The sequence below is a fragment of the Pseudomonas sp. LB3P14 genome, assembly GCF_054898045.1.
In genome coordinates this window covers 847,729-869,332 of record NZ_CM142714.1, presented here as the reverse complement: position 1 = coordinate 869,332, position 21,604 = coordinate 847,729, and the positions used below count along the sequence as shown (strand labels likewise).

19 protein-coding genes and 1 pseudogene are annotated in these 21,604 nt (G+C 57.5%); 8 read left to right on the top strand and 12 right to left on the bottom strand.

Annotation, left to right across the window (positions count from 1 at the left end; all coding sequences use genetic code 11):
* Nucleotides 1–269: 269 nt before the first annotated feature.
* Nucleotides 270–1,556, top strand: a complete 1,287-nt coding sequence (locus tag ACYZT5_RS04090) for an MFS transporter (RefSeq protein ID WP_462049915.1) — start codon at nt 270–272, stop codon at nt 1,554–1,556.
* A gap of 73 nt (nt 1,557–1,629) precedes the next feature.
* Complete coding sequence (locus ACYZT5_RS04085) at nt 1,630–2,562, top strand: alpha/beta hydrolase (RefSeq protein ID WP_462049914.1); 933 nt, start codon at nt 1,630–1,632, stop codon at nt 2,560–2,562.
* A 168-nt stretch (nt 2,563–2,730) separates the two neighbouring features.
* On the opposite strand, the gene ACYZT5_RS04080 is transcribed toward ACYZT5_RS04085, so the two are convergent.
* The 8 genes from ACYZT5_RS04080 to ACYZT5_RS04045 all read right to left on the bottom strand — a co-directional run bounded on the left by ACYZT5_RS04080 (nt 2,731) and on the right by ACYZT5_RS04045 (nt 11,375).
* Nucleotides 2,731–3,627 (bottom strand): mandelate racemase/muconate lactonizing enzyme family protein, encoded by an 897-nt coding sequence (locus ACYZT5_RS04080; RefSeq protein ID WP_462049913.1) that lies wholly within the window; start codon nt 3,625–3,627, stop codon nt 2,731–2,733.
* Entirely contained in the window at nt 3,624–3,824 is a 201-nt protein-coding gene (locus ACYZT5_RS04075; protein WP_462049912.1) for a hypothetical protein, read from the bottom strand. The genes ACYZT5_RS04080 and ACYZT5_RS04075 overlap by 4 nt, the downstream gene beginning before the upstream one ends.
* Nucleotides 3,825–3,856: 32 nt before the next feature.
* A complete protein-coding gene (locus tag ACYZT5_RS04070; protein WP_462049911.1) occupies nt 3,857–4,648 on the bottom strand; it encodes an NAD-dependent epimerase/dehydratase family protein in 792 nt (263 codons plus the stop codon).
* Between the two features lie 164 nt (nt 4,649–4,812).
* A complete protein-coding gene (locus ACYZT5_RS04065; protein WP_462049910.1) occupies nt 4,813–6,201 on the bottom strand; it encodes an MFS transporter in 1,389 nt (462 codons plus the stop codon).
* A 172-nt stretch (nt 6,202–6,373) separates the two neighbouring features.
* Nucleotides 6,374–7,927: a UxaA family hydrolase gene (locus ACYZT5_RS04060; protein ID WP_462049909.1), complete on the bottom strand. Its 1,554-nt coding sequence runs from the start codon at nt 7,925–7,927 to the stop codon at nt 6,374–6,376.
* Nucleotides 7,928–7,959: 32 nt separating this feature from the next.
* Entirely contained in the window at nt 7,960–9,522 is a 1,563-nt protein-coding gene (locus ACYZT5_RS04055; protein ID WP_462049908.1) for a UxaA family hydrolase, read from the bottom strand.
* Between the two features lie 131 nt (nt 9,523–9,653).
* Entirely contained in the window at nt 9,654–10,487 is an 834-nt protein-coding gene (locus tag ACYZT5_RS04050; RefSeq protein ID WP_462049907.1) for a cupin domain-containing protein, read from the bottom strand.
* Nucleotides 10,488–10,544: 57 nt separating this feature from the next.
* Nucleotides 10,545–11,375: an RraA family protein gene (locus ACYZT5_RS04045; RefSeq protein WP_462049906.1), complete on the bottom strand. Its 831-nt coding sequence runs from the start codon at nt 11,373–11,375 to the stop codon at nt 10,545–10,547.
* Between the two features lie 143 nt (nt 11,376–11,518).
* Here ACYZT5_RS04045 and ACYZT5_RS04040 point away from each other — a divergent pair, with 143 nt between their 5' ends.
* The 4 genes from ACYZT5_RS04040 to ACYZT5_RS04025 all read left to right on the top strand — a co-directional run bounded on the left by ACYZT5_RS04040 (nt 11,519) and on the right by ACYZT5_RS04025 (nt 16,648).
* A complete protein-coding gene (locus ACYZT5_RS04040) occupies nt 11,519–13,090 on the top strand; it encodes an IclR family transcriptional regulator domain-containing protein (protein WP_462049905.1) in 1,572 nt (523 codons plus the stop codon).
* A 162-nt stretch (nt 13,091–13,252) separates the two neighbouring features.
* A complete protein-coding gene (locus ACYZT5_RS04035; RefSeq protein ID WP_462049904.1) occupies nt 13,253–13,717 on the top strand; it encodes a nuclear transport factor 2 family protein in 465 nt (154 codons plus the stop codon).
* The gene (locus tag ACYZT5_RS04030; RefSeq protein ID WP_462049903.1) at nt 13,714–15,120 is read left to right on the top strand and encodes an aldehyde dehydrogenase (NADP(+)); all 1,407 of its coding nucleotides are present in this window, start codon (nt 13,714–13,716) and stop codon (nt 15,118–15,120) included. Before ACYZT5_RS04035 ends, ACYZT5_RS04030 begins: the two co-directional genes overlap by 4 nt.
* Nucleotides 15,121–15,328: 208 nt before the next feature.
* Nucleotides 15,329–16,648, top strand: coding sequence for an OprD family porin (locus ACYZT5_RS04025; protein ID WP_462049902.1), 1,320 nt, complete (start codon nt 15,329–15,331; stop codon nt 16,646–16,648).
* Nucleotides 16,649–16,795: 147 nt separating this feature from the next.
* Here the strand turns inward: ACYZT5_RS04025 and ACYZT5_RS04020 are convergent, their stop codons facing one another.
* Both ACYZT5_RS04020 and ACYZT5_RS04015 read right to left on the bottom strand, forming a co-directional pair.
* Complete coding sequence (locus tag ACYZT5_RS04020; protein ID WP_462049901.1) at nt 16,796–16,999, bottom strand: hypothetical protein; 204 nt, start codon at nt 16,997–16,999, stop codon at nt 16,796–16,798.
* A gap of 132 nt (nt 17,000–17,131) precedes the next feature.
* Nucleotides 17,132–18,297: pseudogene (locus ACYZT5_RS04015) on the bottom strand (OprD family porin).
* Between the two features lie 171 nt (nt 18,298–18,468).
* Between ACYZT5_RS04015 and ACYZT5_RS04010 the strand changes: the two are divergent.
* The gene (locus ACYZT5_RS04010) at nt 18,469–18,708 is read left to right on the top strand and encodes a hypothetical protein (RefSeq protein WP_462049900.1); all 240 of its coding nucleotides are present in this window, start codon (nt 18,469–18,471) and stop codon (nt 18,706–18,708) included.
* Nucleotides 18,647–18,949 (top strand): enoyl-CoA hydratase-related protein, encoded by a 303-nt coding sequence (locus tag ACYZT5_RS04005; RefSeq protein ID WP_462049899.1) that lies wholly within the window; start codon nt 18,647–18,649, stop codon nt 18,947–18,949. Before ACYZT5_RS04010 ends, ACYZT5_RS04005 begins: the two co-directional genes overlap by 62 nt.
* A gap of 133 nt (nt 18,950–19,082) precedes the next feature.
* On the opposite strand, the gene ACYZT5_RS04000 is transcribed toward ACYZT5_RS04005, so the two are convergent.
* A complete protein-coding gene (locus ACYZT5_RS04000; RefSeq protein WP_462049898.1) occupies nt 19,083–19,943 on the bottom strand; it encodes a sugar phosphate isomerase/epimerase family protein in 861 nt (286 codons plus the stop codon).
* Between the two features lie 128 nt (nt 19,944–20,071).
* Entirely contained in the window at nt 20,072–21,574 is a 1,503-nt protein-coding gene (locus ACYZT5_RS03995; protein ID WP_462049897.1) for a CoA-acylating methylmalonate-semialdehyde dehydrogenase, read from the bottom strand.
* Between the last annotated feature and the right edge of the window lie 30 nt (nt 21,575–21,604).

The following is a 21,604-nucleotide window of genomic DNA, read 5'->3' as shown; positions in this document are numbered from 1 at the left end:
CACGCGCGGATGTAACTGCCAATGCTTTAGGCATGTCCTACAGACCAAGAACGCCGGGTTGTCCCACGATCTGAGACTGTCCTCCATCCACCGCGAAAGCCCGACTTTGCTCATTACCCACCTCATGAATCGGACTAAAGCCTGCTTTTGTCTCAGGTATTGGAACGTCAGCAGCTCTGCCGTGACAGGCCAATGTTCAAGTGCCTGAGCGCAACGTAGGGTAAAGGACAGAAACCTGTCTGCTCACCCAACGCCCCTAGAGGTGGTTCATGCCTAACAATAAAAAGAAATATCGCTCCACGATTCTGTTCATGTTGTTGATGGCCATGATCATCAACTATATCGACCGCGCAGCCCTGTCGATTGCCATGCCCTTCATCACTCAGGATTTTCATCTGACGCCCGTTGAAAAGGGCCTCATATTCAGCGCATTTTCCGTCGGTTATGCCTCATTCAATGTCATTGGCGGCTATTTGTCCGACCGTTTCGGAGGACGCCGCGTGTTGATCTGGTCCATGGGAGGCTGGTCGTTGGTGTGCGGCATCACCGCATTGGTTTTCAATTTCTGGTCGTTGTTGGTGGTGCGGGCATTTTTCGGTGCCGGTGAAGGCCCGAACTCAGCCACTGCCAACAAAGTGGTGAACACCTGGTTCCCTATCAAGGAACGCGCCAGTGCGGCAGGCATCAATCAGGCCGGCGGCCCGATCGGTGGGGCCTTGGCCGGCCCGATCATCGGCTTCATGGCCTTGTGGCTGGGCTGGCGAGTGGCCTTTGTGGTGATGGCAGTGATGGGCTTGTTCTGGGTCGTGGCCTGGGCGCGGCTGACCACTGAAACCCCGGCTCAGCACCCCAAAGTCAGCCCGCAAGAACTCGCACTGATCAACCAAGGTCGTGAAGACAACGCCAACGTGGCAGGAAAGAAAGCTTCGTTTCGCGATGTGCTGCGCAACCGCTCGGTATTGCTTATGGGCATCTCACTGTTTTGCTACAACTACATCCTGTTTTTCTTCATGACCTGGTTCCCAAGCTATCTGGTGGACGCCAAAGGTGTGAGCCTGCAGAACATGAGCATCGTCAACTCGTTACCATGGATTGTCGGTGCCGTGGGATACCTGTCGGGCGGGCTTCTGGTGGACTACATCTTCCGCCGCACGGGCAAGCAGATGTTCTCGCGCAAGGTCGTGCTGGTCACCTCGTTGCTGATCGCCGCGTTCTGCATCGGCCTCACCGGACTGGTGGAGAACGTTAATCTGGCGGTTGGCATCATGACCGTCGCTATCGGTTTCCTGATGCTCACTGCGCCCGCCTACTGGGCGCTGATCCAGGACGCCGTGCCAAGCAATCAGGTGGGCACTGCCAGCGGTTTCATGCACGGGCTGGCAAACCTGTCGGGCATCGTCGGGCCGACGATTACCGGTTATCTGATCCAACATTCGGGCACCTACTCCACCGGCTTTGTGCTGGCGGGCACCTTGGGCGTTATCGGAGCGTTGATCGTGGCGTTGTTCGTCGGGCGCAACAAACCTGAGCCGGTAGGCGTGGCGCGTATGGCCTGATTGATCGTTGCTTCAATCCAGACAGCTGCCTTTGGGCGGCTGTTTTCATTCCCTTGCTACGGGCGCATATCCAATGCCTGCACCCTACCCCTTGAGCCCACAGATCCAGGCGATGCTTGCGCGAAGTTTGGTTTTCGCGCCGTCCGAAAACTCCCTGACCGCAAAACGTACGGCCTTTCTTGCCTTGTGCCGTGACTTCACTGGCAACAGGCCCGCAGGCTTGACGCAGCAGGACATTGACCTGGACGGACTGGCCTTGCGTGTCTACCAGCCTGAAACCAAACAACCTGAAAATGGATGGCCCACACTGCTGTACCTGCACGGTGGCGGCTGGAACATGGGTGGATTGGACAGTCACGACTGGTTTGCCTATGCGGTTGCCAGACGTCTGCACATTGCGATCGTCGCGGTGGCGTATCGACTGTCGCCGGAACATCCGTATCCGGCGGCCCTACAAGATTCGCTGACGGCATTGCACGCCTTGCGGACAGGGCGAGTATTGAACTCGTTGTCGTCGGATCGATTGGTTGTATGCGGAGAAAGCGCGGGCGGTACGCTGGCGGCCGCGCTGTGCATGGCGTTACGCCAATCAGGCGAGATACAGCCACTGGGTCAGGCACTGCTCTATCCGGTGCTAACGGCATTCGAGGACCTGCCATCTGCACATGAATGTGCCGATGCGCCGTTTCTGACCAGTGCCGCGTTAAGGGCATCGATTGAAAGCTATCTGCCGAATCGTGCTGACTGGAATTCGCCCTTGGCGATGCCGCTGGCGGCGACTGACTATACCGGGCTTGCGCCAACCTTCATCGGCGTCGTCGAGTTCGATCCATTGCGTGACCACGGCATCGAGTATCAACGCAGGCTGCTTGAGTCAGGGATCAATAGTGGGTTGTATATCGGCAAGGGGTTGGTGCACGGGTGTTTACGGGATGATTCAATTGCAGAGGTGGCGGCCCTGTATGAGCATTTCGTTCACCATGTTGCTGGCTTTTTCAAACTCTAGGAGCGTGCGTACCTACGATGAATCACTGAGGCGAGGGATTTTTATCGCCTGTCAGATCCAATCGCGGATAAGCGCGCATCTACAACGCATTCAGCAGGACCCACACGTCAATGGTGGTTGATCGACCACATCGCAGCCTACGGCAGTTCAGGGAGCACAGGCGCGGTCTTAGCCGCGCAAAAACTTCGCCACCACCCCCTCATCCGGGGCCAGCCCGATTCCCGGTTGATCGTCCAATACAAACTCTGCACCCTGGCGAACCGATGTCAGGTCGATCAGCCAGGCTGCAGGGTCCACGTACAGGTATTCCACTTGCATCATCTGTGGGAACGCCGCCGCCAAATGCAGCGTCGCCATAAAACCCGGACCGAAATACGGACTGTGCGGTAATACGCCAGTATTGTGCTGCCCAGCATTGTGCATGATCTTGATGAACTCGCTGATGCCACCGACCTTGCTTACGCTGGGTTGGATGTAATCCACCGCGCCGCTTTCCATGGCCTGCCGGAATTGATGTGCAGTGCACCAGTTTTCCCCGGCTGCAATTGGCACATCAGGGTTGCGCAGGCTGTTCAGCGCGGCGAAATCCTCCGGGGGGAAAATTGGTTCCTCCAACCAGGAAATGTTGCTCATTTGCCTCAGGCGTTGCAGGTTGTTCCGAGCCTCGGCCATTTCCCAACTGCAATTGACGTCAACCGAAATCGGTATCTGTCCGTCAGTGACCGCGTGGCAGGCCTCGATCGGTGCCATGTTGATTTCGTGCAGTTTCAGGCTGTCGAAACCTTCGTCCAGCGCCTTCTGGCAGATTTGCGGAGCGATCTCGACGTCGTTGTAGCGAACCAGACTCGCATAGGTGCAAAGACGTGTGTTCTCTCCCTCACCCAGCACCTTGTACAAGGGCTTTTTCGCTCGTTTGGCATACAGGTCCCATAGCGCCATGTCGACGCCTGAGATGGCGAACATCGTCACACCATAGCGACCGAACAAATGTAGCTGACGCTGGATGCGCTGGCTCCACCGCTCAATAGAATCTACCGTGGTGCCTTCCAGCATGGGTTTGATCAAACGCTCGACCACGGCCTTTGGGAATCGGCGATGAAGTAACCGAATGCCTCGCCCCATCCCACCACGCCGTCGCTGTCCTCAATGCGGATGAGTACAGTCTCCAGGGTATTCCAGGTCGTTGGTGTGATGCCCTGCCCCTTGCCACCATCAATGAACGGGATTTCAATAATGCGTGTCTGAACCGAACGGATTTTCATCTACACCTACCTTATTGTTTTATTCAAATCGATTACGCCAGCTTCAACGCATGAGGGATGTAAGGGCCGCCGACAAAATCAGGCCCTTCGCTGATCGGCATGTTGGTAAGAGCGACAAAATCATCGGCAAGATGCTCGCTGGCATGATCCAGAGGACGATAGCCCAGCGCGTGAGCTCGGGTATTTTCGAACAACGCATCAGGGCATCGAGACACGCCATAGACGGTTTCGCAGCGTAGATCTGGATGATTCAGACCGATTTCAATCAGCTGCACCAGATCGCGAATACTCACCCAAAGACGCAGCCGGCGGGCATCCACGACGGTGTCGCCTGCACTGCCGATGCGTATGTTCAGCGCTCGTAATCCAGTACGGTGGGCATACAGCGCCACCGCCCCTTCGCCAAACACTTTGCTCAGGGCATAAAAGCCGTCCGGGGCTACCGGCGTCTCGTCACCTGCAAAACCGACTGTTGGATGCTGACCCAACACATGGTGGCTGCTGGCGAACACGAAGCGCTCGATGCCGAATCGCTGACATGCGTCGAGCAAGTACAACGTGCCACGATAATTGGCGTCCAGGGTAGCTTCGAAGCTGATATCCAGGCTGTGAGCGCACGCGAGATGAATCACAGCATTGACACCCTGGCACGCTTCCAGCACCGAAGCCTGTTCCGCAAGGTCGGCAACAAAACAGGTCTCACCCTCTTGTAGGTCAGACGCGGCAATGCGGTCCAGCAAACGCAGTCGATAGTGTTTGCGTAATAATGGCCGGATGCGCGTGGCAACACCGCCAGCAGCGCCGGTTATCAGCAGGGTTTTCATGTTTTGCACCTTTAAAGTCGATTCTTGTCGTTGTCATTAGTAAGCGGACTGGGTAAAGGACAGGGTGCAGACAGCCCACGGTGAAATCAAAGTACAAAGGTCACAAACATCTGAACGAAAGCGGCCCGATCCAACAAATGGGACAGGCCGCCATAGAGTGTGTTTCAACCCACCTTGTCCAGCTCCATGCGCTGGATCTTGCCGACGATCATCCAATAACTGAATACCGCAATCAGCCCGTGAGCACCGACAAAGATCAGTGCACTGGCGAACGAGCCACTGGATTGCAGCAAGTAGCCAATGACTACTGGAGTGATGATTCCGGACAGGTTGCCAATGGCGTTGAACACACCGCCGGTGGTGCCAATCAATTCTTTCGGCGCCGTATCGGCGACCACCGCCCAACCTAGCGAGCCGAAGCCCTTGCCGAAGAACGCCAGGCTCATCAGGGCGATCACCAGTATCTCGCTGCTCACTACGTTGCACAGCATGATGCTGGAGCTCAGCAGCAGACCGATGGTGATCGGGGTTTTGCGGGCGATGCTCAGGTTGCCGGTCTTTTTCAGGATTGCGTCCGAGACGAAGCCGCTGGAGACACCACCGACCAAACCGCAGAGAGCCGGAATGGCCGCCACGAAACCAGCCTGAAGAATGTCAAAACCACGCTCCTTGACCAGGTAAATCGGAAACCAGCTCATGTAGAACCAGGTGATCGCGTTGATGCAGTACTGACCCAAAAAGATCCCTACCATCATGCGGCTCTTGAACAACCGACCGATATCGGCCAGCTGACTGCGTTTCTGCTCTCCAGCCTGCTTGTTCGAGGGCCGTTGTTCGAGATTTACCAAGCCATCACCAGCACGGATGTACTCAAGCTCGGTGGCGTTCATTTTTGGGTGATGGACCGGCAGGTAGTAATAGCGCCACCAGATGCTGCCGATGATCAGCCCCAGAAAGCCCATGATGATGAACACGTATTCCCAGCCGAAGCGATGACAAAGCCAGCCCATGAACGGCGTGAATACCGCCAGCGACAGGTACTGCGCACTGTTGAAAATCGCCCCGGCCGTCCCGCGCTCGGACGAAGGGAACCAGGCGGCGATCACCCGGCCTGCTGCGGGGCCGACCGGGGATTCCGCCGCGCCCAGCAAAAAACGCAGGGCCAGCAGCAGAGGGACCACCATGCCAATGAAATGGACTAGGCCCATGCACACAGTAAAAACTGACCAGACCACCACAGCGAGCATCATCGCCTTTTTAGAGCCGATGCGATCGGCCAGCCAGCCCGAAGGAATCAGAAACATCACATATGCCCAGCTGAAGGCGGAAAACAGATAGCCCAACTCGATGGAGCTGATGCCCAGCTCTTTGCCCATGTCACCGCCGGCTACCGACAGCGCCGCGCGGTCGCCGGTGCTGAGGGCCAGAACGATGGTGATCAGCGCCAGAATCCCGAAGCGGTAGTGAGTAGCCTTGAGTGCGCCCGCGACAGCCTTGGTCCCAGCGACGACTCTGGCCGGTCGCTGTTCGTCTAATGTGTGGAGTTTGTTCATGACTCAGCCTCATATAGTTATTGTGATAGGCAGGTGTTAGGTGTTGTTGCCTTGGCAAGAGGTTCAGCGTAAATCGCAGGCAGCCGAGCCCCGTCAGCGAAACGCCAGACACAAAAAATCATCAGTTCAAAGGGCTGACTCAAACAGCATCAGCCCTTTTCAGGTGCGCGGGTCAGTCAACCACGCCGATTGGCCACGGGACGAACTCATTGAGTCCGACGCCCAATGCCTCGCTTTTAGTCGGTTCGCCCGAGGCGTGGCGCAGGATCTGTCGGAAGATCTGCTGGCCCATTTGCGCGATGGTTGCATCACCTTCAATGACAATGCCGCAGTTGATGTCCATGTCGGCGACCATCCGCGTGTACATCGGGGTATTGCTTGCCAACTTCATGGTCGGCGCGGGCACCGAGCCAAAGCACGAACCACGTCCGGTGGTGAAAGCGATCATGTTGGCGCCACCGGCAATCTGCCCGGTCGCAGCCACCGGGTCGTAACCCGGCGTGTCCATGAACACCAGACCGTGCTGCGTCACCGGTTCAGCGTATTCATAGACTTCCATCAACGGAGCATTGCCACCTTTCTTGGCGCCGCCGAGGCTTTTCTCCAGCACGTTCGCCAAACCACCGGCGTTATTACCCGGGCTTACCCGGCCGTTGATCTGGGTGTCGCGGCCTTCGTTGTACTTGAGCCACCAGTTAATCCGCGCCACCAGCTTGCGCCCAACTTCCGGGGTGCGTGCTCTCGCAGTAAGCGTGTGCTCGACACCGAATATTTCCGAAGTTTCGGAAAGGATCGCCGTGCCACCGTTGGCGATCAACAACTCCATGGCTGCACCCAGCGCCGGGTTGGCCGACAACCCGGAAAATCCGTCTGAGCCGCCACATTGCAGACCGATCATGATGTGCTTGGCAGACACCGTTTTGCGCTCTACGTCGTTGGCTTTGGCCAGCATTTTCTCGACGGCGGTGATGCCGGACTCGATGCTGCGTTTCGTCCCGCCCAGCTCTTGTATCACCAGCGTTTGCAATTCTGTACTGACTTGAAGTTGCTGCTCTTGCAGGAACGATTCCAAATCGTTGTGCTCTTCGCCTAGCGCAATCAACAACCCTGCTACTGTATTCGGGTGCCTGATATAACCGCCCAAGGTACGTCGCAGCAACGCCATGGGCTCGCCGGTTTTCTCCATGCCGGAGCCTTGTTCGTGGATGTAAGGGACCACGCCATTGATGTTTGGATACGCCGCCAGCCGCTCCGGAGTAAACCAGGCGGAAATCTTGCGGGCCACTGTCGCGCCGCTGTGACCGACCGTGAAGATGCCGATGTAATTGCGGGTGGCGACCCGGCCATCTGCGCGAACAATGCCCTGGAATGTCGCTTGATGGTCCGGTGTGACCCTTTTCGTCGGGTGGTAATCCAGGCCGTGGCGATAATCCTTCACAACTTCATCAAAGGCGATGTTGTGGCTGTGGACCCAAGTACCCGGGGTCACGTCCTCTGAGGCGAAACCGATCACCGTGTTGTACTTCAGCACCGGTTCGCCCTTGGCCAGAAAACGTGTGGCAATCTTATGCCCGGCAGGCACCTTCTGCAGAGTGGTGACGCCTTCACTCGGTACCGCAGTGCCTGGTTCGACGTCCATCCGCGCAACCACCACGTTGTCCTTGGGGTCCAAGCGGATAAAAGGGCTTTTCATCGGCACGATGGTAGCGTTTGTTGTTTTGCTCATGTCTGCTGTTGTCATTGTTCTCTGCTCCACAATCAGGCCAAAACGCCCTTGGGCCATGGCACGAACTCGTTTTCGCCGACACCAAGGTCTTCGCTGCGGGTCTTTTCACCGCTGGCGTGCCGGAGCAGGCTGTCGAAAATGCGCTGTCCCATTTGCTCGACCGAAAGCTGGCCGTCGAGCACTGGCCCGCAATCCAGATCCAGGTCGTCTTCCAGATGGCGGAAGACTAGGGTCGTGCTGGCCAATTTCAGGGTGGGTGCCAAGGCTGCGCCAAAGCCGGAACCCGTGCCCGTGGTGAGGCAGATCATGGTGGCGCCGCTTGAAACCTGCCCAGTAGCCGACACCGCTTCGTAGCTCGGTGCATCCATGAACACCAGCCCCTTACACGTCACCTTGTGCGCGTAGCCGAATACACCCTGAATCGGCGTGCTGCCGCCGCGGCTCAGCCCGGTCACGGCTTTTTCGCGAATGGTCGACAGGCCCTTGGCTTCCTTGTCAGAGAAGATCTGTCGGTTCAGACGGGTATCGCGACCGTGCTGGTAGCTGCTCCACTCTTGCAGAGTCAATCGAAGTTGCCGGGCGACTTCATCGTCAGCCGCACGGCTCAACACGTCCCCACCCAATGCGGCAAGATCGCCGGTATCGGAGAGAATCACCGTCCCGCCGTTTTTCACCACCAGGTCCATCGCAGCGCCGAGGGACGGGTTTGCCGAGACCGCGCAGAAACCGTCCAGCGCGGCGGACTGAAGGCCGACACTCAAGTGCTCAGCAGATACCGTCTGACGAATGAACGTATTGGCCGTTGGCAGCATCTTTTCAATGGCGGCGATGCCTTGTTCGATGGCATTGGCAGTGCCACCGACCTCCTGCAACACCAGGGTCTGAAAGTCTGATGAGGCGCTAAGTTTTTCCTGATCAAGGAAGCCATAGATGTTGTTGCGTTCACAACCCAGGGCCAATACCAAAGCCCCGGCAATGTTCGGGTTGCGAATACTGCCACTCATGGTGCGATGCAGCAGATCCATGGGCTCGCCGGTCATTTCCATGCCGCAACCGATTTCATGAATGAACGGAATCACACCGTCGACGTTTGGCCAAGCCACCAGTCGTTCTTCAGTGAACCAGTCGGCGATTTTGCGCGCAGCTGTCGCCGCGCAGTTACCGACGATGAATACGCCCAAATAATTACGGGTTGCAACTTGCCCGTCGGCGCGCACATAACCTTGAAAGGTAGCGCGTTGATCTGCTGAAAGTAACGCCGTGACGCTGGCGGTCGGCAACGGATCACTGGACTGGTCATCAAGTTTGAAATCAGTGTTGCGGATTCTTGAGCCCGCAGCGATATCTCCTAGGGAAACGCCGATCAACCGGCCACCTTTGATTACGGGCTCACCCGCAGAAATATCACGCGCTGCGACTTTTTGGCCGGCGGGAATAGATTCGCGAGTGGTGATCGCTTCTCCGTCCAGAGCGGTGGCGCAAACAATGTCGACACGTGCGACGACCAAATTGTCGTCGTGATCAAGGCGAATTGTCTGGCGGTTAATGGACATCCTCGTGGACGAGGCTGCCTGTTGAGAGTGACGTGTGGACACGATTATCTCCTCTGCGCACGGATACTGCGTGGTGCGCGAAAGTTGAATGTTGGTCGAGATGCCCCCGACCGTTTTGTTTTTATGGAGGATCGATGAAACGACCGGACTTTATGAGAGCCCGGCTGACACACTCAAACGGCGACTACTTCCGGCATCGGATATTCGTCAGCGTTACGCACGAATCCAGGCATCAACGAAAAATCCAGTCGCGGCGGGCCGAAAATGTCCACCAGCCAGCAGCCTTGTTCCATGGCCTGACTGGTGTGAATCAAGCCAGCTGGAATGGCCAGCGCAGCAGGGCTGCCGATGTCCAGATGCTGATCCTCCTGCCACTGGGTGGAGTCAATTCCCCAAGGCGTTCGCAGGTGATGCACGAAGCGCCCGGCGCATGTAAGGGTGATCTGCTCGAAACTTTGGTGTGAGTGCGGTTTGAGCTTCTTACTGTCGCGCAGACCTGGGTAAATGTCGGTGATATTGACCATCAGGTTGCTACTACGAAACGCGCGGCCCGGCAGGTCGGCATCGACATATCGATCCAAGGGGTAATGTCGTAAACGATAGCCTTCAGGAGGCTTCGGCCACGGCACAAGTGGTGCAACCTCCGGCGCACCATTCGTGTAATCAGTGTAATTACTCGCCAAAGGCAATAGATCAAGCGCCTGATTGCTGAAAATCCGAACCAGATGACCACGCCCCTTAACCTCAATGGTGCTGGCACCCGGCGGGACGATAAACAAAGAGTTGCCGTCGCTCATAACATGCTCGTTGTCGACGGTGACTGAAACTTTCAGCCCTGGCGGTACGACAACCATATATTCATCGGTGTTAATCCGCGGCAAAAAAACCGACTCACTTACTTTAGTCATTGCCAATAAGAAGTTAGCCGTTCTCAAGTAACGAGTTTCTTCATCCTCATTTAAGTCCTGATATTCGATTTTATATTTTTCTACGGCTATTTTCCTCACGCCACACCTCTTCTTATCCGTTCACTGGCGTTTTACAAAGTCCGTTCCTAGGCGACATTAACCTCGTTCAGCCTGCGGTAGATCTGGCCGGCCGGCGGCCACCCACTGCTGATACTCCTGGCGTGTCTTGTCGTTGGCCGGGAATACACCCCAGATAGCGTCGCCACTGCCGATACGCTGGGCAATATAGTTTTCGATATCGTCCTGTGCCTCGCAGACATCCGCCAACTCCGCTGCCAGATGGGCCGGAATCACAGTGATGTTATTGCGGTCGCCATGGATCACATCGCCCGGATAAACCGCGACATCGGCGCAACCAATCGGCACTTGCAGGTCAGCGACATGATGAAACGACAGCCTTGAAGTAGCCGTCACTCCAACGCTCCAGGTCGGGATATCCATTTCCGAGATCTCGTCGCCGTCGCGGAAAGCACCGTCTGTGATCACTGCCCTGGCGCCGCGCAACATCATGCGTTTGATCAGCACATCCCCCATGGCAGCGGCGCGGGAATCGCCGCGACTGTCAATTACCAACACGTCGCCCGACGCCACCTGCTCGACACCAAACCATTGCAGATTGTCCGGATTGGGGCCAGTCGTCACGGTGGCAGCGGTATCGAGATCTTCTCGCGCCGGAATGAAACGCATCGTGTAGGCGCGCCCGGCAAACGGCTTGACCTTTTTGTTCAGCGGCGTCACTCCAACCATAACCGGCTGGCGAAAACCGCGTTTGAATAGTTGCGTGGTCAATGTACCGCTGGAAACTTTCGCGAGTCGATCAAGTATTTCATCGGACACGTAAGTGGTATTAGTCCGCAACGCCAATTCTTCTAAAGAGGGCGGTCTCGCGTTGGAAATTCTCTGTTGGCTATCTTCACTCATGGACATACTCACTTATTGAACTTAGTCTTTAGCGACACGGCAAAAGTTATCTGGCAGTGAATATTGCAGATCGCCGGGTGAGATAAAAGTGCTCCTGCTGCGCATCAACGGCACTTCGACCCATTCGTTCCATATGGTGAGACTCGACCATGACTAAAAACACAGGCGAAGGTACTGGCTCGCTGGAAAAAGCCATCGATATTCTCGACCTCATCAGCGAAAGAACCGACGGCATGAGCCAAAACGAGCTGACCGAACGCCTGGGACTGCCGCGCACAACGATCTATCGCATTCTCGCTACCCTGGTGGCCCGCGGACTGTTGCGCCGGGACCCGGGACGACGGATGTACTGCTTGGGTTTTCGCTGCGTGGAGATGGCCAAGCAGGTCTACTCAATGCCGGATCTGGTGTCAGCCGCTTCATCGGAGCTGCGCGCGCTTCGCGACCTGACAGGCGAGACGTCTTATATCGGCACCCTGGAAGGACTCGACGTCGTATCGCTTGAGCGTTACGACAGCCCTCACTCACAACGCTCCAATGCATCTCTGGGTCATCGCAAACCGGTATACGCGACCAGCCAGGGCAAGGCGATCCTGTCGGCATTGCCTGCCGAACTACGCGACTCAATCATTCGCGATCTCAACCTCAAGCCGCTGACTGAACTGACCATCATCGACCGGCGTCGGTTACAGGCAGAGCTGCGCATTATCCAGAGCCGTGGTTATGCCATCGACAATGAGGAGAACGTCATGGGTACCCGTTGCGTCGGCGCGCCCGTGATCGATCAGCAGGGCGTGGTGCGTGGCGCCATCAGTGTTGCCGGTCCCGCATATCGTTTAACGATGGCGCGCATCGAACTGTTGGGGCCGGAACTGGTAGACGCGGCTCGTCACATCGGCGCGCAGTTGCAGCCGCTGAAGTCCACGGTAAGCGACTCTTCAGCCCACGCCATCAGCGCGGTCCCGCAGACGATTCACGGCAGTCATCCATTGTGGTGTGCATTCAGCGGTCGACTGGTGTGGCTCGACACTCTGGGACCGGCCTTGCGCTTTTATCAACCTGGCGGCGAACACCAGAAAATACCTGTCGAACAACCCATTGTCGGCGTGTTCTTCAAGGATCAAAACCCGGTACTGATCATGGAAAAAGGTGCGGTACTGATCAAGGGCAACCAAGTGGAGACACTGACCAGCTGGACCCATAGGCAAGTACGAGCGGTCTGCAATCGGACTTCAGGCACGTTATGGGCTTCGATGGTCGCAGGCAACACCAGCCACATCGGCATCGTCGAGAGCGATGGTACTTTCGACCCGCTCTGGCAGCTCAACGAGACTGTGGATTACCTGTTGTGGCATGCCCAGAGCGAAACGCTGTACGCGAATGCGCCAGACTCGGGGAACATCCTGATGCTGAAGCCTGGGTCTAGCGCGGTGCGCAAGTTTGCCACGGTCCCGAAAAGCTCGGGAATCATCAGCGGCCTGGACATTGATGCCAACGGCGGTCTATGGACGGCACTACGCGATGGTTGGAGCGTGGTGCACTTCGCCAAAGACGGCAATCTCGATCACGTCATTCCGCTACCGATCCCCTGCCCGACCGGTGTTGCCATTGGTGGTATCGAGTGCAGGACGCTGTACGTGACCTCGGCAAGACAATTTGTGCCGCTGGACATTCTGAAGAAAGCGCCGTTATCCGGTTCGCTGTTCGAAATCGCACTATAAGTACAGTTTTTCTCACCATCTGGAACGCAAGCCGGCGTCGAAAAAAACACGCATTCCCATCAGCAAATAGCGCCCGTAGGATCGGACCACCTGAAGGAGCGAGGCCGCTTTTGCCCCTCCACCTGATGTAAGGAAAACAACCATGCGCAAGGGAGACCTCTGATGGCCGATATCGACCAGGCAAACTATGCCGCGCTGATACGTCGCTACTTCGACGCCTGCAATGCTGCCGATCACGCCGCACTGCGGTCATGCTTCACCGCCGACGCGGTGCACTTCTTCCCCGCCGGCCTGCCGAACATCCCATGGCGCGGCGCACAAACCATCGCCGACAAATGGGTCTGGTGCGTCGAGAGCCTCGGTTCACAGTGGACCATTGAAAAGATCCTTGTCAGTCACGACAGCCACGAAGCCGTTATCGAGTGGACCCACTGGAAAGGCAAACTCAGCACCGCCCTGCGCGGTGATGAATGGTACGTCTTCGACGAGCAAAGCGGCCTGATCAAAGAGATCCGCGCCTACTACGCCTCACCTGCCGACAAGGAAGTCGCAATCAACGAAATGGTCGGCTTCGACTATGCCGGCCGTGGCTACCACCTTGAACCTCAAAAGGACACAAGCCGATGAGCACCCCGGAAATCAACGCAATTGACCAGGCAGTTGCTGCCGCGTACACCGTGTCCCGCCAATGGGCGGAGTCCGATGCAAAGGTACGGGCAGGCTTGCTCGATGCGCTGGCCGGCGCGCTGGAGAATAATCAGGCCGACCTGATCGCACTGGCTGATCAGGAAACGCACTTGGGCAGCACGCGCCTGACCGGCGAAATCGCCCGCACGGCGTTTCAATTGCGTGGTTTTGCCACCGAAGTGCGCAACTGTGTGCCTTATCAGACCGTCGTTGATGCCGCACTCGCTGGGGCGCCTCCCGTCGGCCACCCGCGTATGAGTCGCGTGCACCAGCCATTGGGGCCGGTGGCAATGTTCAGCGCCAGTAATTTTCCGTTCGCTTTCTCGGTCTTGGGTGGCGACACCGCATCGGCGTTGGCCGCGGGCTGCCCGGTAGTGGTCAAGTCTCATTCGGGTCATCCACTGCTGTCAAAAGCGGTGCATGCGGTCGCACAAAAGGTGCTGTCCGATCTCGGGCTGCCACCCGGTCTACTCGGCCTGGTTGATGGTGCATCTCGGGTGGCAGGCACGCATCTGGTGTCTCATCCGGACATCGCAGCAGTAGCCTTCACCGGATCGTTCCAAGGGGGCACGGCCTTGTGGAAAGCCACCAATGAGCGCCCCCGCCCGATTCCTTTTTTCGGTGAGTTGGGCTCGATCAACCCACTGCTGGCACTGCCGCACGTCCTTGAGCGTGACGGCGACGCGCTGGCAACCACCCTTGCCAACTCCATCACCATGGGCTGCGGCCAGTTCTGCACCAGTCCGGGGGTAATTGTGTTGTTCGATCACCCCGCCAGCGAACGCTTTGTCGAGCGCTTAAGCGCAGCACTGCATCCATTGTCGACCCACACCATGCTCACCCCAGGCATGCGTCAGGGCTTCGAATCCGGCGTTAATCACCTTGCTGGCTCGGCCAACGCTCGCCTGCTGTTCGAGCCGATGGCTGACGGCGCAGGCCCGGCACCGCGTCTGTTCGAGGTGGATACGGACGCCTTCATTGCCGATCCGGCGTTGCGTGAAGAGATGTTCGGTCCGGCAGCTGTCGTGCTCAAAGTCCGGTCGGTGGAACATGCTGTTGCGGTGTTTGAGGCTATCGGTGGCAGCCTGACCGCGACCTTGTGGGGGTTGGAGCAAGACAGCATAGACAACCGCACGCTGATTCGCGCTGCACGTCAGGTGGCCGGACGGGTGTTGTTCGCAGGCGTTCCCACCGGCGTTGCCGTCTGCCACGCCCAGCAGCATGGAGGGCCATGGCCGGCGTCAACACGCCCGGACACGACGTCAGTGGGCTTTTCGGCGTTGTATCGGTTTCTGCGCCCCGTAGCGTTGCAGGACGCGCCGACCTGGCTGTTGGAGCTGTAACCGCCAAACTACTACCCGGCCGTCATAGCGGCCGGGTTGCTCAATTACCCCCTCGCTCAGGAACAACGCCACTCAGCACATCTGCTGGAAAAAACGCTCCACGCACCCCAGCACTCGCCGCAGCAAAGCCACTGCTCGAGTCAGAAACCCCACAACAATAATGATCGATGACTGACGGGACATTTCCCGTCAGCGGGGACGCTTAGCCATGAAAAAACGCACGCTACAAACCTGCTCCACCTTGGGCCTTGTTGCCGCCTGCCTTAACCAAGCCGCCTATGCTGATTTCCTCAAGGACAGCAAAGCCACGCTGTCCACGCGCAACCTGTATTTCAACAGCGACAATCGCGACGGCAGTGCCACACCAAACAAGACCGAAGAATGGGCCCAGGGCTTCGTCCTGAACTATGCCTCAGGCTTCACCGACGGCACGGTAGGATTCGGTATCGACTCCCTTGCCATGCTCGGCATTACCCTGGACAGTGGTGCCGGTCGCCATGTGGGCAGCTCTATGATTCCTTCCGACGGCGACGGCGCGGCCGCCCAATGGGCACGTTTCGAACCGACGGCGAAAATGCATTTCGCCAACACCGAAGCGCGCTACGGCACTTTGCAACCCAAGCTTCCGGTACTCATGGCTTCCGATGGACGTCTGTTGCCACAGACCTTTCAGGGCGGCCAAGTGACGTCCAAAGATCTGGACAACTTCACCTTTACCGGCGGCTTGATTTCCCAGGCCACCGGCCGTGGGTCGACTGATCGCACCGGGCTGAGCGTGGTCGGCGGTCAACAAGACAGCAATAGGTTTTACTTCGCTGGCACCGACTACAAGCCCCTAAAAAACCTGAACCTGCAGTACTACTTCGCCCGTCTGGACGACTATTACGATCAGCACTTTTTCGGTCTGCAGCATTCCTGGACAATCGATGATGCTAACTCGCTGTTCACCGACTTGCGTTATTTCAAAACAGGATCAAACGGCGCAAACGCCTCCGCCAGCGGCCGTAGTCAGGGCTACATCGCCAGTGGCTACAGCAAGGATCGCAAGGGTGAAATCGACAACGACACCTGGAGTGCCTACTTCACCTATCAACACCTGGCGCACTCAGTCACACTGGGTTATCAGGGCGTGTCCGAAAACAGTAATTTCATCCAAGAAAACCAGGGCAGCCTGGTGGACAAGGGCGCTGGAGGTTCGAGCTACTACCTGTTCACCGACCGCATGCTGCAAAGCTTCGTGCGCGCGGGAGAGCAAACGGTATTCGGTCAGTACACCTACGACTTCGCACCACTCGGGGCACCGGGCCTGAGAGCTACTCTCGTGTACTTAAAAGGCACCGGCATCAAGACCTACACCGGCCCCGATCAGTCGGAGTGGGAACGCGACGTAGCCCTAGAATATGTGGTTCAGAGCGGCACATTCAAAGGTCTAGGCCTGTCCTGGAAAAATGGCATGGCAAGGACCGAAGCCGGGCGTAACAGCGATCAAAACCGGGCGATTTTGAACTACACGCTGGCGTTGTTCTAACAGGCAGGATCGGCTCATCCAGTGTGATGAACAGGACAAATCGATTCAGCGTCTGAGGGGTACCTAACCGCTTATTGATGCCCCGTTCGAGCAGACCTATCTTTTCAGATAGGATACTGCCCCCTGGGAAGCCGCAGATTGGCTCCATCAGTGAGATAAATGTTCAATCCGGCCATTGTTGAGGCGCAAGTACGATCCCCGGCACATTGACGGTGTCGTTGGCATCCCCGCATTGGCCCCCGCTCGAAAAGGTAGACAGGTTTTGTCCGGCCCACCAAAAGCCAGATCGAGTGGGCTGGGTACCGGCAGCCCTATCATGCGGTCGAGACTGCCGTCGGCATTGAGCCGCACCAGACTCCAACCGTCACGCAGGGTGGTCCAGCCCCCTCCCTCGCTGTCCAGAGGCCACTGAGTCGTCCGGAACTCTAGGACAGCGAGGCCAGACCGCGAACGCTGCTGCCAGGTTGCATCATCCGTTATCAGTTACAGCGGCAACGTGTACGACACAATCAGGCGGTTTTCGTCGATCTTGCCCGCAGCATCGGAACGCATTATTGCGTTGCGCCAGCGCATGGCGACGTTTTTCAGCGGGCCGCTTTGCACGGTGTAGGTCAAGTCGAGATCACGCTCCCATTCCTGCCCCTCGTTCCCGGCGACTTTGAACTCGTCGCCCTTGAGGTAACGGTTGAACAGTGTCAGGCCGGGCACGCCTAAAGCGGCGAAATCAAGGTCATAACGCACCTGCCAGGACCGTTCCTGAGTCCGTGTGAAGTCGAGTATTTGCACGACGTTGGCGACGTTGGCGTCAGTGTCCTGCAGGTGCGGAAAGGGTGAGTCGCCGCGATTGTCCTGATAGCCCACACGAAAGGTGTGTGCCTTGAAACCCGCCGAAAGCAGCGCGGTAGTCAGGCCGTTATCGATTTTCCCTGCCCGTTCGTTCCCGACTTCTGACGAATCGAAGTAGCCGACGTTGGCCCCAGCGTCCATTCTCCCAGCGGCTGACTGAGCTGAACGCCCACGTAGTTTTGTAGGTAGACGTCCTTGAGCTCCGCACGCCATAACGAGGATTTGATGCCCGGCGTCCAGTTGTAGTCGGCTCCTGCATAGCTGAAGCGATCACTGCTGGCCGCGAAGTTGGCGGCGATGAAGTCATCGTGATTGCCACTGGAGTTGCGGTAATTGACGTCGCTGAACTGTGCCGCACTCAGCAGAAGGTTATCGACTTCGCTGGAAGCCAGCGTCACGCCGTTGAAGATCGGCGGCAAGAGCCTGGCGTCGCTGGAAAGCATGACCGGGTTTTCCGGAATGAAGCCGCCCACTTTGAGTTCGGTTTTGGAGAAACGGGCTTTGACTGCACTCGACAGATCGCTGAATTGATCGGGGCCCGAATCACCGAAACTGTTAGGCAGCAACCCGGTTCCCGCCCGCGCATCCGAGGAGTCGAGCTTGAGCCCCAAGGCTGCATACAGATCCAGGCCAAAGCCAATGGTGCCTTCGGTATAGCCGGACTGCACATTGAGCATAAAGCCTTGAGCCCACTCCTCACGCTTGGATTGCACCGCATTGTCTTCACGAAAATCGCGGTTGAAGTAGAAGTTGCGCAAGCTCAAGGTTGCCTTGCCGTCATCAATAAAGTCGGCTGCGGCCATCAGCGGAAAGCACAACGCTGAGCCCGCGCACAGAGCATTGCGGGTGAGCTGCCGGATAGTTTTTTTCATCGTTGAAGTCCTGTTGTTTATTGTTGTTATGGGTAGATTTTGCGCAAAAAAAGGCCAAGCGAATCCCCGGCACCGGCTTTTCAGTCAGTGCCCCGAAGGCTTATGGATGGCAACACGCCGGGTACAGGGTTGTTGGCGGGGAAACAGCACCCTTGGGCGAACAAAGAAGAGGTCGAACACATTCGTGCCGGTGGCGGCATCATCGACCTGGACAACGCCGACCGGCCGCAGAAAGCCCAGGTACGCACCTTGGCCTGTCGGCGGGGCGCTCGGGCAGTTGATGGGCCGCAAGTGCCGGGCCGCTTGGGCCACCAAAACCACCGTCACCACCCAACAGGCTGAAGTCGTGCCACGAGGTGAGTCACTCTCTGTCGCCTTGCAGTTGGCTGAAAAAGTCGGTGGACAGAGCCCCTCATCTGTCAGCCGCTGTAAAAGCCTTGTGATGAGCGCTCGGATATCGCCGCAAGCCGAGGGCTGGGCCAAGGAACGACAATTGTTCCTCGAACTTTTCGATACCCAAGATCAAAAAGAAGGTGTTACAGCGTTCCTGGAAAAGCGCAGTCCCCACTGGCTCAATGCTTGAGTATTTCAAAGCGAGAGCCCGTACAGGCTCTCGCCGTTTTACGATCAATTCAAGTACCTGAGTTTACGTTGGTTACGGCATGGATCGAGGGGTACCGCGACCACGATGACCAGGCCTTTGTGGGACACGGGGGTTATCGACGAAATTCACTTTTGACCCGTTCCAGCATCATCCGGCTGGACTCATCGGGGCGGTCCTCCCAGGCAAACACCGAGATCGTGGCAATGCCGTCGAACTTGATCTCGCGCAAGGTGCCAAAAAACGCTTCCCAGTCGACCTCGCCCTGGCCGATATCCAGGTGCTGGTGCACGGTGGCGTTCACTCCGGGAGGGTTGACGATATAGCGCTGCCCCGAAGACACCCTGTGATTGTAGGTGTCGGCGATGATCAGGTGGGTGAGCTTGGACCCGGCGTATTTGAGCATCGGGGCGATATCGCCCTTGCCGTCGTCATAAAAGAACGTGTGGGGCGCAGCGTAGACGTAGTTGATCCAGTCGCGATCCAGGCCACGGATGATGTCTACAGCCTCATTGTTGCGCTCGCAGAAATCGTAAGGGTGAGCCTGGATACTGAGATTGATACCCTCGCGCTCAAACTCAGGCATCAACTCGTCCATGGAGCGCATGAATTGGTTCTCGCACACCAGCGGTTTGTCCGACTGGCCGGTGAACTCGGTGTTGACCAGCTCGCAGTCCATCTCCACGGCAATCTGCAACGCACGCTTCCAGTTACGCACCGCGGCCGTCCGCAAGCCTTCGTCGGCGGAGGCCCAATGGTACATCGGTAATAAGGAAGAGAGCTTGACCCCTGTATCGCTCAGGGCTTTGCGAAATTCCTTGATCCGCGCCTTGTCGACCCGCGGGGCTTTGTAGAACGGTAGGAAATCTTCCCGGGGTGACAGCTCGATGTGTTCGTAACCAAGCTCGGCAACCTTGTCGACCATCTTGCCCAGGGGCAGATTGCGGTACATGTAGGGATCTAGTGCAATGCGCATAACTTACTCCTCTCATTCCCGCGCAAAACGCGTGGAACCGTCAACAATGAATTTTTATTTGAGGTAGTCATGTGCGAAGTCAGGCAGCACCACTTTGATAGTCGTCCTGCATTATTCGCACAAATGAATTATTTGGCCGTCGGCATGCTGAATTCAGGGCCCTTGGCGATGCTGTCGGGCCAGCGCTGCATCACGCTTTTGTAGCGGCTGTAGAAGCGGATGCCTTCTTCGCCGTACGCGTGGTGATCACCGAACAGCGAGCGCTTCCAGCCACCGAATGAGTGCCAGGCCATGGGCACCGGAATCGGTACGTTGATGCCGACCATGCCGACCTTGATGCTGCGGGCAAACGAGCGCGCAATGCCGCCGTCGCGGGTAAAGCAGGACACGCCGTTGCCGAATTCATGGGCGTTGATCAACGCGACGGCGCTGGCGAAATCCGGTACCCGAACGATGCCCAGCACCGGGCCGAAAATTTCCTGTTGGTAGATGCTCATTTCGGTCGTCACGTTATCAAACAGCGTCGCGCCGACGAAGAAGCCGTTCTCGGCGCCCGGCACCTTATAGTTGCGGCCGTCGACGATCAGCTGTGCGCCCTGGGCCACGCCTTCGTCGATGAAACCTTCGACTTTGGCCTTGTGCTCGGCGGTCACCAACGGTCCCATGTCGCTGTCGCCTTGCAGGCCGTTGCCGACCTTGAGCTGATCGATACGCGGCAGCAGTTTGGCAATCAGTTGGTCGCCGACATCGCCCACCACCACGGCAATCGAAATCGCCATGCAGCGCTCGCCGGCCGAGCCGTAAGCGGCACCGATCAGAGCATCGGCGGCTTGATCCAGATCCGCGTCGGGCATGACGATCATGTGGTTCTTCGCCCCGCCCAGCGCCTGCACGCGCTTGCCGCGGGAGGTCGCTTGCTGGTGGATGTACTCGGCAATCGGCGTCGAACCGACAAAGGAAATCGCTTCGATGTCCGGATGTTGCAGCAAGGCGTCGACCGCGGCCTTGTCACCCTGGACCACGTTGAACACACCGTCCGGCAACCCGGCTTCGGTCAATAATTTCGCCATCAGCAAACTGGCCGATGGATCGCGCTCGGAGGGTTTGAGGATGAAGCAGTTACCGGTGACCAGCGCGATCGGGATCATCCACAGCGGCACCATCACCGGGAAGTTGAACGGGGTGACCCCGGCGCAAACACCTAACGGCTGGCGCCGGTTCCAGTTATCGATGCCGCCGCCAATGTTGTCGCTGAAATCGGTTTTCAGCAGGTTCGGCGCACCGCAGGCGTACTCGACGATTTCGATGCCTCGGGTGACTTCGCCCTTGGCATCCGAAAACACCTTGCCATGTTCGCGGCTGATGATTTCTGCCAGTTCATCGTGATGGCGGTCGAGCAGTTCCTTGAACTTGAACATCACCCGCGAACGGCGCAGAGACGATTGCTCGGACCAGACCGGAAAGGCTTTCAGAGCCGAGGCGACGGCTTCGTCTACAGTCTTCTGGCTGGCCAGCCCGACTCGCGCCTGGACGCTGCCGGTGGCCGGGTTGAAGACGTTGCTGAAGCGTTCGCTGTTGCTGTCTTGCACTTGACCGTGGATGTAATGGCCTATTACCGAGGTGTCACTCATTGTTCTTGTTCTCCATTTGGATAAATTCAG